Annotated in this window: 19 protein-coding genes; all 19 read right to left on the bottom strand. The window is 42.2% G+C overall.

From position 1 onward, the window contains the following. Positions 1-108 precede the first annotated feature (108 nt). Positions 109-522, bottom strand: coding sequence for a DUF3788 domain-containing protein (locus B5E79_RS03185; RefSeq protein ID WP_087203349.1), 414 nt, complete (start codon positions 520-522; stop codon positions 109-111). A 26-nt stretch (positions 523-548) separates the two neighbouring features. Continuing rightward, positions 549-1,007, bottom strand: a complete 459-nt coding sequence (locus tag B5E79_RS03180) for a VOC family protein (RefSeq protein ID WP_087203348.1) — start codon at positions 1,005-1,007, stop codon at positions 549-551. A 186-nt stretch (positions 1,008-1,193) separates the two neighbouring features. After that, on the bottom strand, positions 1,194-1,415 hold the full coding sequence (locus B5E79_RS03175) for a hypothetical protein (RefSeq protein WP_010817890.1): 222 nt from the start codon (positions 1,413-1,415) through the stop codon (positions 1,194-1,196). Next, positions 1,412-1,552 carry a DUF3789 domain-containing protein gene (locus B5E79_RS03170; protein ID WP_021374764.1) on the bottom strand — a complete coding sequence of 47 codons (141 nt, stop codon included), beginning with the start codon at positions 1,550-1,552 and terminating at the stop codon, positions 1,412-1,414. Before B5E79_RS03170 ends, B5E79_RS03175 begins: the two co-directional genes overlap by 4 nt. 15 nt (positions 1,553-1,567) lie before the next feature. Further along, entirely contained in the window at positions 1,568-2,758 is a 1,191-nt protein-coding gene (gene mobT / locus B5E79_RS03165; protein ID WP_162607325.1) for a MobT family relaxase, read from the bottom strand. Between the two features lie 240 nt (positions 2,759-2,998). Then, positions 2,999-3,406, bottom strand: coding sequence for a hypothetical protein (locus B5E79_RS03160; protein ID WP_206393106.1), 408 nt, complete (start codon positions 3,404-3,406; stop codon positions 2,999-3,001). A gap of 2 nt (positions 3,407-3,408) precedes the next feature. Beyond that, positions 3,409-4,791 carry an FtsK/SpoIIIE domain-containing protein gene (locus tag B5E79_RS03155; protein ID WP_087203364.1) on the bottom strand — a complete coding sequence of 461 codons (1,383 nt, stop codon included), beginning with the start codon at positions 4,789-4,791 and terminating at the stop codon, positions 3,409-3,411. Positions 4,792-4,887: 96 nt separating this feature from the next. Further along, a complete protein-coding gene (locus B5E79_RS03150; protein ID WP_087203346.1) occupies positions 4,888-5,214 on the bottom strand; it encodes a hypothetical protein in 327 nt (108 codons plus the stop codon). Positions 5,215-5,229: 15 nt separating this feature from the next. Continuing rightward, entirely contained in the window at positions 5,230-5,637 is a 408-nt protein-coding gene (locus tag B5E79_RS03145) for a helix-turn-helix domain-containing protein (RefSeq protein WP_087203345.1), read from the bottom strand. Between the two features lie 167 nt (positions 5,638-5,804). Next, a complete protein-coding gene (locus tag B5E79_RS03140; RefSeq protein ID WP_087203344.1) occupies positions 5,805-6,191 on the bottom strand; it encodes a YdcP family protein in 387 nt (128 codons plus the stop codon). Positions 6,192-6,208: 17 nt separating this feature from the next. Continuing rightward, on the bottom strand, positions 6,209-6,535 hold the full coding sequence (locus tag B5E79_RS03135; RefSeq protein ID WP_077719244.1) for a YdcP family protein: 327 nt from the start codon (positions 6,533-6,535) through the stop codon (positions 6,209-6,211). Positions 6,536-6,770: 235 nt separating this feature from the next. Then, on the bottom strand, positions 6,771-9,815 hold the full coding sequence (locus B5E79_RS03130; RefSeq protein WP_087203343.1) for an SrtB-anchored collagen-binding adhesin: 3,045 nt from the start codon (positions 9,813-9,815) through the stop codon (positions 6,771-6,773). Between the two features lie 268 nt (positions 9,816-10,083). Continuing rightward, a complete protein-coding gene (locus tag B5E79_RS13990; RefSeq protein ID WP_087296939.1) occupies positions 10,084-10,689 on the bottom strand; it encodes a DUF6431 domain-containing protein in 606 nt (201 codons plus the stop codon). Between the two features lie 219 nt (positions 10,690-10,908). Beyond that, on the bottom strand, positions 10,909-11,271 hold the full coding sequence (locus tag B5E79_RS03120; protein ID WP_206393103.1) for a hypothetical protein: 363 nt from the start codon (positions 11,269-11,271) through the stop codon (positions 10,909-10,911). A 125-nt stretch (positions 11,272-11,396) separates the two neighbouring features. Then, positions 11,397-12,269, bottom strand: a complete 873-nt coding sequence (locus B5E79_RS03115; RefSeq protein WP_022789869.1) for an acyl-CoA thioester hydrolase/BAAT C-terminal domain-containing protein — start codon at positions 12,267-12,269, stop codon at positions 11,397-11,399. Next, positions 12,257-12,961 (bottom strand): L-2-amino-thiazoline-4-carboxylic acid hydrolase, encoded by a 705-nt coding sequence (locus tag B5E79_RS03110; protein ID WP_022789868.1) that lies wholly within the window; start codon positions 12,959-12,961, stop codon positions 12,257-12,259. Before B5E79_RS03110 ends, B5E79_RS03115 begins: the two co-directional genes overlap by 13 nt. Further along, positions 12,942-13,598 (bottom strand): GNAT family N-acetyltransferase, encoded by a 657-nt coding sequence (locus B5E79_RS03105; protein ID WP_087296937.1) that lies wholly within the window; start codon positions 13,596-13,598, stop codon positions 12,942-12,944. The genes B5E79_RS03110 and B5E79_RS03105 overlap by 20 nt, the downstream gene beginning before the upstream one ends. Positions 13,599-14,314: 716 nt before the next feature. Beyond that, entirely contained in the window at positions 14,315-15,124 is an 810-nt protein-coding gene (locus B5E79_RS03095; protein WP_087296936.1) for a class I SAM-dependent methyltransferase, read from the bottom strand. 205 nt (positions 15,125-15,329) lie between these two features. Continuing rightward, on the bottom strand, positions 15,330-16,244 hold the full coding sequence (locus B5E79_RS03090; protein WP_087296935.1) for a helix-turn-helix domain-containing protein: 915 nt from the start codon (positions 16,242-16,244) through the stop codon (positions 15,330-15,332). Positions 16,245-16,564: the final 320 nt, after the last annotated feature.

Genomic DNA, 16,564 nt, shown 5'->3' with positions numbered 1-16,564 from the left:
TGAAATTTGAGTATAGAAAAAGCGGTTGATCTCCAAAGGAGTAACCGCTTTGTGTGTGGGATATGAAATTGTAAAATTAGGATTTCGTATACGCCAACGTGATAATTATTACTTTTTATTTGGCTTTCTCTTAATTCCTAGTAATTTAATAAAATCTTGAAACATTGATGTATCGGTGGGTTCAAACATTACCCATTTACCATCTCGATAGGTTTTAGCTTCATCATAGATTTTTTGGACTTGTTGAGAATAATCATTGCGTTCTGCTTCAAATTTTGCTCTTTCGTCTTTTCCAAAGATAATCATAAATCCTATACAATTTTCTCTGGCATATAACGCACAGAGCGTTTTACCACCTCGGCGATATTTGTACTCATAAGTCCATGCCTTTCCACCTTTATTCCACAGACGTTCCATTTCATATTTTTCGTCAATTAAAGCACATAACTTATTCCATACATCATACAATGATTGTCCAACCAAATTCGTCATTTCCTCTGCATTTGGTATTTTATCAAGCATAATTTTTACCCTCCAAACACTTTGATTTATCGCATACAAGCATTTACAAATTTCATGGGAACATTCATACGCTCTGCAACTTGTTCTGGTGTCATTCCACTATCCAAGAAACGCTTGCAAACCACTTTCATATTTTCGCCCACTTCAATTATATGCTTATCTGGGTCATAGAAGCGTACTACACGCTGTCCCCACGAATGTTCTATAATAGGGTGGACATATTCAATTTCAAATTCTTTTAGCTTATCGGTAAATTTATCGAAATTATCTTCTTCAAAATATATTTCAAAATTGTTTCCACCAAAAGAAATATCCTCTGTTCCTATAAATTCGCTGTATGTTTCAAGTGTCTGTAAAGCCAGTCCGCCCGTTAAAGTCTTGTTTGCCCCGAAATCCATGATAACATGAAGTCCGAACACCTTTTTATAAAACTCAACAGACTTCTCCATATCAGATACTACCAGCATAGGATTTTTTAATTTCATTTTTACAGCCCCCTTTAACTGATTTTATATTCAAATTATATCAGTTATAAGTATGCCGTTCAATAAAATTCATAGCGTGACTATCCTTTATCTGTGTACCATTCCGTCACCCCCCCTTTCATTCCCCCTATGCCCGAACTCCCATAGGGGGACAGGTAAGTTTGCGTGACCGCAAACGATTGATTGTTACGCTCCAATGATACGGTTGAACAGCTCTAACAGCACGTCCTTGACACCGCCGGCATTGAATACCAGCCCCACAGCGATTAAGGCAATCACAAGGAAGCCGATTAACTTAGAAAACTCTCTCTTAAATCCTAAGTAGATACCGATTACCACGATTGCCATAAGCACTAAGCTCTGGGCGTTGCTTAAAAACCAGTTGTATAAGTTCTGTCCGAAATTCATTCTTTATCAATCCTTTCTTTTTTGATTTCTTCCATTTGCTCGTCAGCCATTTTGCTGACCTGTGCGATACACATAAGGACGACGCCGATACCCATTCCCAGCGATACCAGCACCAAGTCCTTGACAAGTTCTGCCATAATCAAAATTCTCCTTTATTCTGTGATAAGTTCCTCTGTGTCCGCTGTCTGCTGTTTGATTATCTGCAAATGCTTTTCCGTCAGCTTTGCGTTGTCCTCAATCTCTTTCAGATAGCTTGTGCTGTTGCCAGCGTCTATCTTTTTCAGCATTTTCAGTGTAGGGGCGACCTGTCGGCTTATCCAGCCCAGCGTCCTTTCCAGCGTATAAGGCTCTGGGTCTGTCGTCAGTTTGATAGGCGGGCGGTCTTTCCCGATAAACCACGCCCAGCGGTCATTGAGCTTCCAGTCTGTCTTTCGCTTCTCCGGCTCTCTGTCCACGAAGCGGATATAGTGATTGATGATAGAAAATGCCGTCTGTTCTGCGTCATAATGGGTCAGCAGTTCACGAACGGCATAATAGGCTCTTTCATCTTTCAGTCGTATCTCGAAGCGGTTCTTTATGGGGGCTTCCTCAATCGGCACGCCCAGCTTTGCGTACTGTTCGTAGTTCTTCTCGTAACAGCAAAAGTAAACTTCTGATTTCAGAGAACCGATATACAGCGTGTGTCCCATGCCAGCCTTGTCCTGCTCGTTGTGCTTCACCAGCTCGCCAGAAGCATAGGACTTGAAAGAACGGAACAGGGAAACACACTCCTCACGGTTGCATTTGGCGGTCAGATCTGGAATGTCCAGTATGCCCGCCCTGTCGTTAATCGCGAGGTCAAGGCGTTTCATCACACCGCCCTCAACCAAAGCGTCCATGAGGAAGTCGTACCAGCTTCGCTCCTGTGCCAGCAGATAGCTTTCAAACTGGCGACAGCCTTTTCCTTTCAGCTCCAGAAGCGTGCCTTTTTCCTCGTCCTGCGAGGTATAGACAAACACATCACCCAGATAGTAATGCTCGGTGTATTTGTAATGTCCGTAGTCCTCATGGAGCATATAGTCAATGTTGAGCTTCAATATATCTTTGATAACGTGCTGTATATCCAGCGTGGGGAAACGGATACGCACATAGTCGAACAGCAGGAACATGGGAGCGTCGGGATTGAATTTCTCAACAGCTCCCATGAGCTTGTCCTGCATATCGTCCGTGAGCGTTACCTTGCCCGCTTCGATACGGTTCAAGTGTTCACGGCTGATACCAGCCATGATTGCAAGCCTTGTCTGGGACACGCCGTAAGATAAGCGTTTCTCTTTCAAGGCGGTTATAAAGGTGCTTTCATTCAGCCTGCATACCCCCAATCGTGAAAGTGTGATATTTTCCGCCGATTGTCACAGTCGGTCAGTAGTTTCAGAAAAGCCTTTTGCCAAGCGGGATTTCCAGACTTTTTGACCGTAGTTTCCAGCGGAATTGTGCCCCTCTGTTAGATACCGAGGGGCTTCTTTCGTGGAGCAGGGCAAGCCCTGCTCCACAGGACGACTTACACGGTCTGGGTCGCTTCGCTGACCGTTCCAGCCGTCAATGGTTCAGCCTATCCTTGTCATGCCCGTATACACTACGATACAGTCGGTATCTCTTGAAAGGCATTTTCTGGCTATATCTTTGTCAATCTCGTATTCACGGCATACCTGTCTGAAATGCTCTCTGTCCATGACAAGAAACGTATAGCGGAAAAGACAGCCCAGCAGGTTCGCCATAGGTGCGGGAAGCTCCACGGAAAACAGCAACGGCATTTCCAGATAATCTTCTGCCAAATCTTCCAATAAATCCGACATTCTCTCATGGAAAAGTGTTTCTGGATAGTAGTCGTCCTGTTTATATTCACTGTCTGCCGTAAAAGCCAAATCGGAAAGGAATTTTCCATACCCCAATCCGATACAGGTAAGTACACTGTCGGTACATTCTGGTTCATAATGGATTTCCAAATATCCCATAATCATTCAATCTCCTTTTGTTTCTCTGGTACGGCTTGCCTTGCCAGTGCAAGAGAGCCGATAGTCTGTAAAAAATCATGTCCCTTTGGTACAAGGGGAGTGTAAAACTCTGATATGACGCTCGTACCCACGTCACAATAGCCACGTCCTTTGATACGCTTCTGGAAGAACTGTTTCTTTACGTCGCTTCCGAAAAGCATACCGTAGCCAAGCTCACTGATACGTCCCAAGCCTACACGGAAGTTGAAGTTATCTCTGATACCGTCGCTGAAATACTTTGCGTCGGGACGCTGGCAGGCGACAATGAGGAAATAGCCCGCCTGTCTGCCAAGCATGACGATTTTCTTTAGCTGGCTTAAAAGGCTCATGCTTTCCTTTGTTCCCAACATTTCCAAGAACGCCACATACTCGTCAAAGATAAGGAAGCAGGGCGGTAAGCCCAAATAGGCATAGTTTTCGCCCGTCTTGTAGTCTGGGTGGTACTTCATTTCCTCACTTCGCTGTACCATGCCCTCATAGAACGCATTGACACATTCAATCATATCTTCTTTGGTGTGGTACACGTTATCCATGACCGTACCCAAGTCCGCAAGGTCAGCATTCTTAGGGTCTAAAATGTAAAGCTGGGCGTTGGTCTGCAAGAGTGCTTCAATGATTGTCAGCAGGAAATAGGTCTTTCCACCGCCAGTACCGCCACAGATAAGGGCGTGAGGGAGTGCGTCGTATTCCCATGTAAGGTTCTTCATCAGACGCAAGCCCCCGTTTTCAGCCTTTACTTCGTCAATCGTGATACGGTTCGCTATCATGTCATAGAGCAGGGTGTACTCGATATAGCCGTCATGGAGCGTCTTGTCGGTCAGCTCACAGTAAAGCCCGCTTTCCAGCTTATCTTCCAGTCTAAGGAGCTGGTCTTGATACTTTCCTAAAGAGATTTCACAGCGGATATGGAGCAGTCCCGTGTCCATTTGATAATAGATTTTAGGAAACCAGACGATTTTTTCCCTTGATCTGCTCTGTAGGTCAGTGAAAAAACCGCTGTCCTGTACGGTCTGTGCTTCATACCACTTATTATCCAGTATCATGCGTGCCAGCTTTTGGCGGTGCAATAGCTTCTTAAAGCTGTCATGGAAGAAGCGGTAATAAAGAAAAGCGACCAATGCACAAACACCAGTCGCTGTCCCTATGGTTATGAAGTTGTAGGTGGAAAGCGTTATGCCATTATCTAGTAAGCTGAAATGTTTCCAATCGGTACGCATGAGCTGTCCTATGTTCAGTAGCAGGAGAACCGCCACGAACAGGAGCAGGAGCGTACCCGCACAGAAGCGGTACACAAGGTTCTTATCGCTGGCTCTGATACGCTTTCCCTTGTATTTGTATAGGTTCATAAATCCCCCTTTCTGGATATGGAAAAAGCGGTCAATCATAAAGACTAACCGCTTCGGAAATGTTGCAAGAAAAATTATACTCTGCCTTTTTCCGTACTATAATAATGTAGTGCAAATGATACCAATTACACCAATAACTAAAAATAACAATCCAACACCCGCAGATTTTTTGCGCCTTTCTAATTCTTTTGAATTACTTTCGCTCATATTTACAATAGGATACTTTCTTCTTCCGATAAGATACATAAGCAAACCACTGGAATTGCTTCCGTTCATTGTAAATATACCCCAAAATTTAGGATGTTTCAGTCCTCTGGCTGTTGCGTCTATAACAGTCATGTGATAAATCTGAAACACAACGCAGAACGCTCCAACAAGTGCAACCGCACCACAAATCACCGACAAAACTATGTTTAAATCCATAACAAGATTTCCTCCTTAAAATTTTTTGATTATCTGATAAAGTAAAACTGATGAAGTGATAACCATAAGACAAAATATTCCGACTAAGAAATAGCGGTTATCTGGTATAAACATATTTAATGTTATCAGCAGTGCTACAACAATAATATTTACAATAATCGCCAATATCATTTTTTGATTGCTTTTTACAACATTCGTACTTTCTTCTAAATGCTCTATCATTTTTTCATCACCTTTTAGCAATACGTCAAGACTTATAGAATATAGATTGCTCAACTCTATTACGCTGATAATGTCTGGATAAGACTTTTCATTTTCCCAGTTAGAAATTGTCTGCCTTGATACATTGATTTTTTCTGCAACAGTCTCTTGTGTCATTCCAGACTGAACCCGTGCGCTTTTTAGTTTTTTGCCTATTTCCATATTTCGATTGCTCCTTTCAGTGTCATTGTCATATATTGAAAGTCAAATGTCTATCGAATATCTTCGACAAAGTCCATTTTTCTTGTCAAAATTCTTTTACATAGCTTAATCACAACTATTTTTGGCTAATTATAATGCAATTCACCTTAAAAATCTATGGTGCAAGCCTATTTTTTCTGCTGTCCCTGCGGAACGTGGTTCTGTGTATTTCCTGCGGAGTGACTGCCTTTATTTTTCAGTACAATGTCGTCTGCCTTGATGTACCACTCCACGTCTGCCCCTCGGTAGTTGGCATTTGCCACCGTATCGGCAACAGGATTGATAAGCTCCACCTCGGCATTGTACGGGTAGTCTTTGACAGGGATTTCCGCTGGGATAGATACCTGTATCGTGCGTTCCTGCTGACTGCACTTCAAGTCATAGGTTCTACGCTTGATTTCCTCGCTGGTCGTCCCGTCCTCATTTTCTACACGCACTTCATGTCTTAATGCGGAGAATTTCAGCACACCAAATGTTTTTTCTTTATCTAACACAATTCCATTCGCTAATCTCATAATCAGATACCCCCCCTTTACTTGCTTTCCTCGGCTGGAAGCATATCATCAGCCGTTAAGATATAGTTGGTGTAGCCACGACCTCGCACGTTCTTTCCCTCGGCAGTAATCTTAGGATTGACGAGCTTTACTTTCTGCTCATACTTGAAACGCTTCTCCCCAGCCTTTGCGGGAAGCACCACGATAATATCGTCAGCTCTCTGAATGTCGGAATACAGGTTATAGCTTCTCGTCACGGGAACAAAGCGACCATTGACACGCTGTTGCTCCACGTCATTTTCTCCTGCAAACTCCAAGTTTCCAAATGTCTGTGCCATATTAGGCACGATATATTTTAATTTCATGTGTTCATACCTCATTTCTATAAAATCTGTTGATTGTCCATGCTTTTATTCTGGCTGGTGGTGTAATACCCGTAAGCCCCCAGACCGTCAAGGGCAGGTAAATGCTTAAAAGCACCCTTGACTGTCCGTGTGCTTACAGGTGGGTGGCGGACAAGCCAGAATAAAGGGAAGCTCCGCCGTTTCCATGTATCGGCGGGGAGCGTGATTTCTTCATCATCATAAGCAGACCGTCCGATTATGAACGTCTACGCTTGATGAAGTATGTTCCTGCCACGCCCGCACCAGAAAGAACAAGAAGTCCTAAGAATAAGGCAATGTTTGTATTGTCGCCTGTCTTTGGAGCGTCGCTTGTTTTAGTCGGTGTATCTGGTGTGGTCGGCTGTTCTGGCTCTGTTGGTTCTTCCGGCGTTTCTGGTACTTCTGTGATTGTCACAGTCTGCCCGTCGTCCTCAATGTCCTTATGCTCTGTAACCTTAGTCGGCTCGTCTGGATTGCTCAAATCGTATAATTCCTCAAAGGTCACAAGCTCTTTCCCGCCAAGCTCGGAAGCGTCGAATGTAAAGGCAATCTGGACTTCCATGCTTTCACTGTCGGCAGTAAAGGTATAGTCGTTCTCGACACGCTCTCCGTTGATGATAAGCTCGGCGTTTTCGTCCTTAATCATCTGCCAGCCTTTGAGCTGATACTTTGTACCGATTTCCAAGCCGTCAAGGGTAACGGTATCAATGATTGTCACGTCTTTTCCAGCTTCAATCTCTTTCTTTCCGTCCTCGCTGGTCGCTGTGGTATGGATAGAGATGATACGCTCTGTGATAAGCACCGTCTGTCCCTCGTCGTCAATGTCCTTGTGTTCAGCCACTTTTACAGGCTCGTCCTCATTGGAAAGGTCGTAAAGCTCCTCAAAGGTTACAAGGTTCTGACCGCCCAGAGAAGAAGCGTTGAACGTGTATTCTATTTCAATCTTCATTTCCTCACTGTCGGCTGTGAATGTGTAATCACTTTCTACACGCTGTCCGTCGATAAGAAGCTCGGCGTTTTCCTCTTTCAACATTTGCCAGCCTTTCAACTGATATTTTGTGCCTTTTTCCAGACCGTCAAGCGTAACCGTGTCAACGATTGTTACCTCTTTGCCAGCCACGATAGACTTCTCGCCGTCCTTGCCTGTGGCTGTGGTATGGATAGAGATTTCTTTCTCGTATTCATCAGTGAGTGTCCCTAAGTCAACGGTCACATTGTTTCTGGACACCACGATTTCAAAGGCAGGGATAAGCTCAAAGCCTTTGTTATTCTCACAGCGTAATTCCTCAATGATATAGGTGTCGTATATCAAAGCACCTTTGCTGTCGTCTGGCTCGCTTGTCCCAAACCAGATACCGTCCTCGCTGGTCTTTCCTGCGTTGGTGTTGTTCTTATGGGAAGCCCAGTCGGAAGAAGTGGAGAACTGCCCGTTATCATCAGTTACGATAATGTGGCTCTCACCTGTGGTCTTGCTTGTGATCCTAAACGGAACTCCCGCAAGACGCTGGTATGTACCAGCGCCAATCTTGACACCCTCTAGGTCGCCACGTTTCACTTGATTGTAAATGGAAGTGTCCGTACCTGTAAGGTCAACGATTTTTCCGTCCTCTGTGATTTCAAATTCAATCGGTTTTGCACCCTCTGTCAGATAGCCCTCTGGAGCTTTGCTTTCCTCGATACGGTATTTCCCGTAAGGGAGTAAATCAGCAGAAGTAGAAGCCACGCCCTCAATGTTGGTAAGGATTGTCTTTACCACTTCATTCTTGCTGTAAAGTTTCCCCTCGACAAGTACGGCGTTATCATTAAGGGAAATGATTTCAAATTCAGCGTCTTTCAAGGTCGCACTTCCTTGACCTTTGGTATCGCTGGTTTCCAAATCTCTTTTCTGGATTTTTACACCGCCACGGATAACCTTGTCTGATACATGGTACTGATTGCTTCCAGACAGTACGGCAAGGTCGCCGTCCTCGGTAATCTGTGTAAGGTACATTCCCTTAATCTGTTCCTCGCTACCGTTTGCCTGCATATACGCACCGTCAAGAAGATAGCCGTTAGGAGCTTTCGTTTCCTCAACGGTCAGTGTTCCTAAAGGAAGCACGTTCTTTCCGTCCTGTGTATAGAAGCTGTCCCCAGATACCTTGTATTCATCAGAAAGGCGGGAAACGTAATGGATAGTGCCGTCGCTGTCTTTTTCAGCGATTGTCTTTGTCACCCATGTCTTTGTAGGCTCGCTAGGAAGATTATCGGCGGTATAGTGTCCTGCATAGAATTTCCATGTAAACTCCGCACCCTCTAGGGAAGCGTCGCCCTGTGGAGCGTCTTTCTGTGTTTCCATATCAATCTTGAAAAGCTCGATAAGGGTATCTGTGACCTTTGGCGTATCTGATACATTGAGTGTCGCTGTCTTGCCAGCTTCCACATTTAAGGAATAGACAGTACTGTCCACCTTATAGCCAGCAGGAGCAGAAAGCTCTTTGATATAAACTGTGCCAGCCTTTACTTCCACGGTATCAGTATTTCCGCTGTTATCAGTCGTAAGGGTGGCAAGCTGTTTCGCACAGTCCTTATCAGAATAGACACCATATGTCGCACCAGCGATAGAATAAAGCCCGTTTCCGTCGGTAATGCTGGCATTACTGGAAGTCTTTTTAAGGGTGGCATTTCCTACGGCAAGTTTCGCCCAGAACTGTCCAATGTCCTGTCCCTCGCCAGAGTAGATATAACCGCCACATTCATAGCGTCCCTTGTTCTCGCTGGCAAAGGCTTTCGCCCCAGCGTACACCTCGTCCTGTATCGCTTTTGGGATTTCATCATAGGAAGCTCTGACGTTATCGCATTGCCAGCCCAGATGAACGCTCAATCTCTGCCATACGACGCACTGTTTCAAAAGGTAAATATGCTGACTGCTCAATCCGCTGTGGCTCTGCACATACTGATTAACATACTCGATTGAGAGGGCAACATCTGAAATCTGGTCGTAGCTCATGCGTGTGCTTGCGTCAGCTCTGGTCTTGTAGCCATTGCGGAAGTTGGTGTTAATATCCACGCAGAAAGCGTCCTCGCCCTCAACGGTCATGTGTCCCTCGTTGAATGTCGAACCGATAGAACCGTCATTCATTACTTTTTCAACGATACCGACACGCTCGGCACTTTCTGTCCAGTATTGCGTTTCAGAAGCATGGACTGCTGTTGTCGGCAAAGCGGTAACGATAGTCGCAAAGGCAAGGAAGCCTGTGGCTAATCGCTTCAATATCTTTTTCATAGCTTTTAAAATTCTCCTTTCGTTTGGATATAGAAAAAGCCGTCCATTTCTGAACGGCTGGAAATAGAAAAGGAACGTCAATATCGGCGTTCCATAATCTACTTGCGATATTCAATTTTAATCTTTTCAATACTGATGTGCTGTACCATATCTTTGCATATCTGGGATTTCTAACGTATCAAGGCTCATTCAATGGTAGTAAAATCGTAGTAATTTGAAATATTTCAATCCTTGAATGTGCTGATAAGTACAGTGTTTTAGCGGACAATCAGATTTTTAGTTGTTTTTTTCTATAAAAACTTACTAAATTTCTGATTATCTTTTCATAAGCTGGTAAATGTCGGTATAGCCTGTATTTTAGGGCTTTATCGGCATTTTCCTTTGGGAAGATACTCTGCATAAACTGTCTTTTGAAATGAAAAAAGCACTGAAAAACCAGAGAACTATCTAATTGAATATTTTCAGATAGCAGTCTTTGTTTCCAATGCATCGAATACTGTTTCTTTATGTAGGAAATATTGGATTCATCTATATTTGGATTTTCAATCATAAGCTGATTCAAATCCTGCATAGAATTTGAGCGAATAATGGATAGAGTGTCATGAAATAGAATTTGACTATAAGGAATAATGACAGATAGTAAAAATGCATGTGTATGATGACAATGCTTACATTTGAATCTTTGGATTTTAAGGGGAATGATGCCATCAGGTGTTTTGATTTTACGCGTATAAAAGCCATGCTTGATAAGATGTCCCTTGTGATGACATGGACATTCTAGAGAAGCGATATTAAGATCTTCAAGACATTCATTATAAAATGTTTGTATTTTAGAAAAGTTTTGATTGAATGTGTCTGAGTAATAGGTTATCATATAAGTGTTCTATGAACAGAGGATAAAGGCTAGCATTGGCGTGAGAGGCTTTATCCTTTTCCTTTCCAGCTATTATCATACTAAAATAGTCTTATCATTTAAAGTGATTATTTCTTATTCATTCACTTTGATAAGACTTTTTCTTTTATTTTGACTATTTTCTTTATTTTTCTTTTTATTTAATTTGGCATTCAACATTTTATATCATTTGATGGCTGATCAGAGGATTGCTGTAATCGCGCCCACTGCAAGACAGGCGGGGAGGCCAAGAAGCATACCAATACAGGACTGCTTGATATGAAAACGGTAGTCCTTATATTCTTCCATATCCTCTGTGCCTGGTATCCTGACTTTTTTCGAATGGCAAAACCAGATGCAATCAAGTATCAGAGCGTCATACCAATCAATGATCAGCCAGATCAGGTAGGAATCCCGAAACCCTTTCCAGAATGTATCCGCTCCATTAAACTGTTTCAGGACAACAGCGAAGATGAACACAAAAGCAAGTAGGGCGATCCCCTTTCGGAGGATATCTGCCCTGGTAAAGCGTTGTTCTCTTTTTTCGATCAATCCTAATTCCATACATTTCTCCCGTATGGCCGGGGGATAATCTCCCACTGAGGTAAGGGGATTTTTCAGCGTCAGTGACACAATCAGAACTGTGAATAATAAGATACCAATCAGACTTTCTATCATGACCGCCATATTCACTTTACCTCCGATATCCATTTTATCGTTTTATGGAAAGCGTCTTCACGGCTGCGCCTGCAATCTTCCGGATATTGTCTCTCAATTTTAAACATTTTCAGCTTAGATGGATTTAATGGAACAAGAATGTGGCTTGCTTTTTCATATTCCAAGACATCCACCCGGAAAGCAAACCGGTGTTTTTCCAGGCGGTTTACCATATATGCCACTGCCTCTTTGCTGGGCCACATGAGATCTTCCTTTGCGTAAATAAATAAAATGTTTCCCTGAATGTTCTCCACATGAATGGCTGTATCCTCATCAAAATGTTTCAGCGGTTCTTCGTAGATGTAGGATAACTCGAACTGCTGATGGAGGATGAGGTTCCGGATTGCCGGCCCATATTTCAGATGCGCTGTCATACACGGAAAATCTTTTCCCCTGTATGTGAATTCGGAGGCAGATGAAAAAGTTTTCGATGCCATGCTTTTATTCCCGTACATGCCTCCCCATATACAGTGAATCGGGGAGAGGGCAACAACGCCGCAGATATCCGGCATAAGAGAAGCGCAAAGCAATACCAGTTCAGCGCCTTTTGAAATGCCATACATGATAATCTTTTCATATCCTTTGTTTTTCAGCCACAGGATCGCTTTTTCAAATGGATCGACAGGCACCCGAACCAGTTCTTTCGGCAGCCCGTCTACGTTCCAGTAACAAATACCTAACGCGGCGATGCCGCACCTGGCAAACATAGCACCCACATTCATCGGGATATTTTCATTCCCTTCGCTGCCGCCTACTACGATGACGACCTTTTTGGGATCATGATCCTTAACAGGGACATGATAAAGTCCATAGAAGCCCTCCTGTGCAACCGTCACATATTCCACTTTCCTAACTCTCCCTGTTTTTGCAGCTTGGATTGCTGTCCGTATTTTCTTTCTTTATCCCATTTAGAGTCCTTTTTGCAAACATAGAAATCACACTTTTCTGCGCCCTCTGCAAGTGTACCTGTCCTGTATAACACGCCGCCCATGAGATCAGCAGAAATAAAATCCATGGCACACATATAGGGTATCAGTTCTTCCAAATGCTCCTGTTTTCCAAGCGCACACAGGCCGCACCTGTGATAGTTGATGGTGTATTCGTCTGCATCCCTTCCGGGAATCGTCTCCGTCATCCAGTTGAATTCGCTGTCGGATATGGCATTTGCAATTCTGTCCTTCTTGACTTTCTTTTTTTGATATTCCATATCAAATGGATTTTTACTCCCGAAAGCTTTTTTAATGAGCGACGCCTGCATCGTGGCTGTCACCATTTCCCCGAACTGCTCATGGCTCATCGCCCCATCCATTGCCTTATAAACTGCCATCCAGACAATTCCGCCGGAAAGACAGATTCGAAGAGGATTTTTCGTAAAACCGCCTATGTCGGGTGTCCTCGCCAACATATCTTTAAAGTTTTTACGCGATTTCTTCTTCACCCTGAATGTATCCGTATTTTTGCAATTGGCTGCGATATATTTGAAAATAGCAGGTGTCATCGCTGACCACATCAGTTTTTCACAGATGGTGTTTTTCATATTCATGCTCCTCCTTCAAAACGTACTCATAAACGAGGGACTGATTGCCGGAGCCATCCTGAAAGGGCTTCTCTGCCACTTTCTTAAATCCGCGTTTTTCATAAAATTCCCACGATGCAAGAGTGTTCGTAAAAAGTCGCACACGATCTGCTCCATCAGCTTTTGCCCGATTCAAAAATTGTGTGACCAATGCGGTTCCCAACCCCTTTCTGTAATTCCTTCTGGACGAAAGGGCAACGAGTTCCAGATCGCATTTCCCAACGGTTTCCTTATCCCTTTCCTGTAGCTGACGGAAAAAGGCATCAAACTGCTTCTGGAATGGTGCTGACATTTTATATCTTTTCAGATAGAACTTGAGGAACATTTTACACCAACGGCCATAGTGCTTTTTTGTCTCATACTGAGCTGCCAGAGCCTTGCTGAAACGCTTATCATATTTTCCACAGATGAATCCTACGACCTGATGATCCTCCGTTTCCGCAACATAGGTGAAATTGCATTTTTCAATCAGGATCTGTGCGTAGTCACGCAAAAGTATTTTATCGTTCTGATCCACAGAGCATGAAAAGAATCCTTCGTAGAAGCAATCCCCGCAGGCCGCAGCATCTTCTTCCTTATATGGACGAACAGTAAACATGGATGTACCCTCCTATGCGCAAATAGGTTAGTGATAACTAACTAATATTATATCAGGAGACATGCAGGATTGCAATTCATTTTTTACCTGTTAATCATTTGATAGTGACATGGCGGGTCATGAGAAACCTCCTTCCATTTTAGAGTAAAGGAAGAGCAGGAGACATAGTAAGAGATTTCCTGCTGAATGCGAATCGTATTCTGTTTTATATCATTTGATGGCGGATCAGAGGATTGCTGTAATCACTCCCACTGCAAGACAGGCGGGCAAGCCAAGAAGCATACCAATACAGGACTGCTTAATATGAAAACAGTAATCCTTATATTCTTCCATATCCTCTGTGCCTGGTATCTTGACTTTTTTCGAATGGCAAAACCAGATGTAGTCAAGCACCAGAGCATCATACCAATCAATGATCAGCCAGATCATGTAGGAATCCCGCACCCCTTTCCAGAATGTATCTGCTCCATTAAACTGTTTCAGGATAACAGCGAAGATGAACACAAAAGCAGGCAGGGCGATTCCTTTCTAGATGATATCTGACCTGGGAAACGTTGTTCTCTTTTTTCGATTAATCCTAATTCCATACATTTCTCCCTTATGGCCAGGGATAATCTCCCACTGAGGCAAGGGGATTTTTCAGCGTCGGCGACACAATCAGGATTGTGAATAATAAGATACCAATCAGACTTTCTATCATGACCACCATATTTACATTACCTCCACTCCAGATGGATCATTTTGAGCATTCCAAATCGATCTGAAATATCCATACTGATTTTTGTAATGATTTTTAATCCATCTCGTTTGATAAACTTGTAATATGGTTCATCCGCCAATACTTTGACACCTCTACCTAGTGTGGTAACCAAATCTTCAGCCGAATTCACATAAAAAAACATTCGGGCATTTTCATGTCCCATCTGCTTCATATATTTCTTCTGCAACATTTTCATGCCGCTTTTATTTACCGTATCAAACACAAGCTCTATATTCCCGAAACCTTTCAGCATCTGCAAAAGGCCAAGAACTTTTTCCTCTTGAAAATAATGGAACAGACCTCCTGCAGTAACCAGAAGCGGCGTATCAGGCATGTTCCTGCGGATCTGCCTGAGCCATCCGTCTGAAAAAGCATCCCCTGAAAGATAAGTTTCCTTCTCAGGTTCCGGGAGCAAACTGCGCCGGTATTCGATTACATTCGGAAGGTCTACAGCATACCATTGGGTTTGTCCATTTTCATTGCGATCATACGTTGTCTCCAATCCGCAGCCCAACTGTATAACAACACCATCCGGTTTACGTTTCAGGAAGTTCTGGATATGCCGATCCATATTAGCGGAACGGGATGCAGAAGCCAGAAGCGTGTATTGACTTTGATTTCCTGTTTCCAACAGTGCGGATGGCAACTTTTCTTTTAATGAAAGTGCTTTTTTATCATATAAAATACCCGGAAACTTTTCGGTGGCGTAAATCCTTCCCACCATAGGAATAAACATTGTATCTTCTACTATACCAAATTCGGACATGGCTATCTATCCTCCTAATACGCAAACGAGTTAGTAATATCTAACTATTATTATATCAAGAGGAACCGGGGATTGCAATTCGTTTTCAATTGCTACTCGTTTTCTTCCCATCCTTTCTGCCAGCTCACCGCATCATCAAAAGAGAAGGAGCCATTCAGCAATGTCATTAAGTTAAGGACTGAATGACATTGGACTTACATCTTCTTTACTTACGATGAATCAAATAATCAATACCTAATGAAATAAAAGCAGTGATTGGAAAAATAATCCATCCTGGATGCCACCAGTTCCATGTCAATCCCATCACACAATAAAGCATAGCTGCTAGAGGCATTGTGATTCCAAAAATACTACTTTGCTGCTTTTGAATTTGTTTATCTTTAACATACTCTTTATTATGAACAAGGAATTTATACACACCATCTAAAATTCCATAATAAATAAAGAAGAAAACAGCAATCGCAACACATAACATAAATTGAGCAGGTATCCATTGTGAGTTGGCAAAATGTGTTTCTGTTAATAACGCCACACATGCAAGTGAAACAATAATCAATAAAACACTACCAGCAATAGCTAAAGTCAAATGAGAGTGAAATTGATGATATTGTTCCTGTAACTCTTGTAAATCACTAAAACTCATTTTTATTTCCTGATCTTCAATATTCTGATATGGATTTTTAGAAAGAGCAGCTACCATGATGACAAAAATACTTATATCAATAATGATTAAGAAGCCAAAACCACTCCATGTTTCATAAGGTGTATTTGAACATAAAATAGGAATGAGAAGTCCCAAAATCATGAATGATACAGATAATGCCATTTTTAATGCAAAACTTTTTTTGATTTGTATATAGTCGTCTATTTTTTGTTTTGACATTAAATAATAAGAAGTATCTGTTTTTTGAAAAGAATCATCATAATCTTCTTTTAATAAATAATCTAAACTCACTTGAAACAATTCGCTTATTAAAATCATCTTTTCCATCTCTGGATATCCATTTTGCGATTCCCATTTACTGACTGCCTGTCTTGATACATTTAATTGATAGGCTAAATCTTCCTGAGATAAACCTTTTTCTTTTCTTAATTGTTGTAACTTTTCTCCAAAACTCATATATCTCACCTCTTGTCTTAAGCATAGTCAAAATCAGCTCTATAAACCACCAACCTAGAGTTGTTTTTTGTCAACTAGAAGTTGCAAATAAGGGTTGCTACTTTATTTTAACATATTTTGACTTACAAAAATGTAAAGATTGCTTCAAACTCTTATAGATTAAAAAAATAAGTCTTCAAATTATCAAAGATGTATTCTTTTTATTATCATCTAACTGTCCTATTATAGTTAATAAATCTATGATAGATTCATTTTATTTGATACTTACCCACATCTAATACATAGATATTGCATATTTTTAATATAATAAATTATGCATT

Origin of the sequence: Massilimicrobiota sp. An134, assembly GCF_002160815.1 — a bacterium.
GTDB lineage: Bacteria > Bacillota_I > Bacilli_A > Erysipelotrichales > Coprobacillaceae > Allocoprobacillus > Allocoprobacillus merdigallinarum.
The sequence above is the reverse complement of the archived record's forward strand: the minus strand, read 5'-3'. Positions and strand labels throughout refer to the sequence as shown.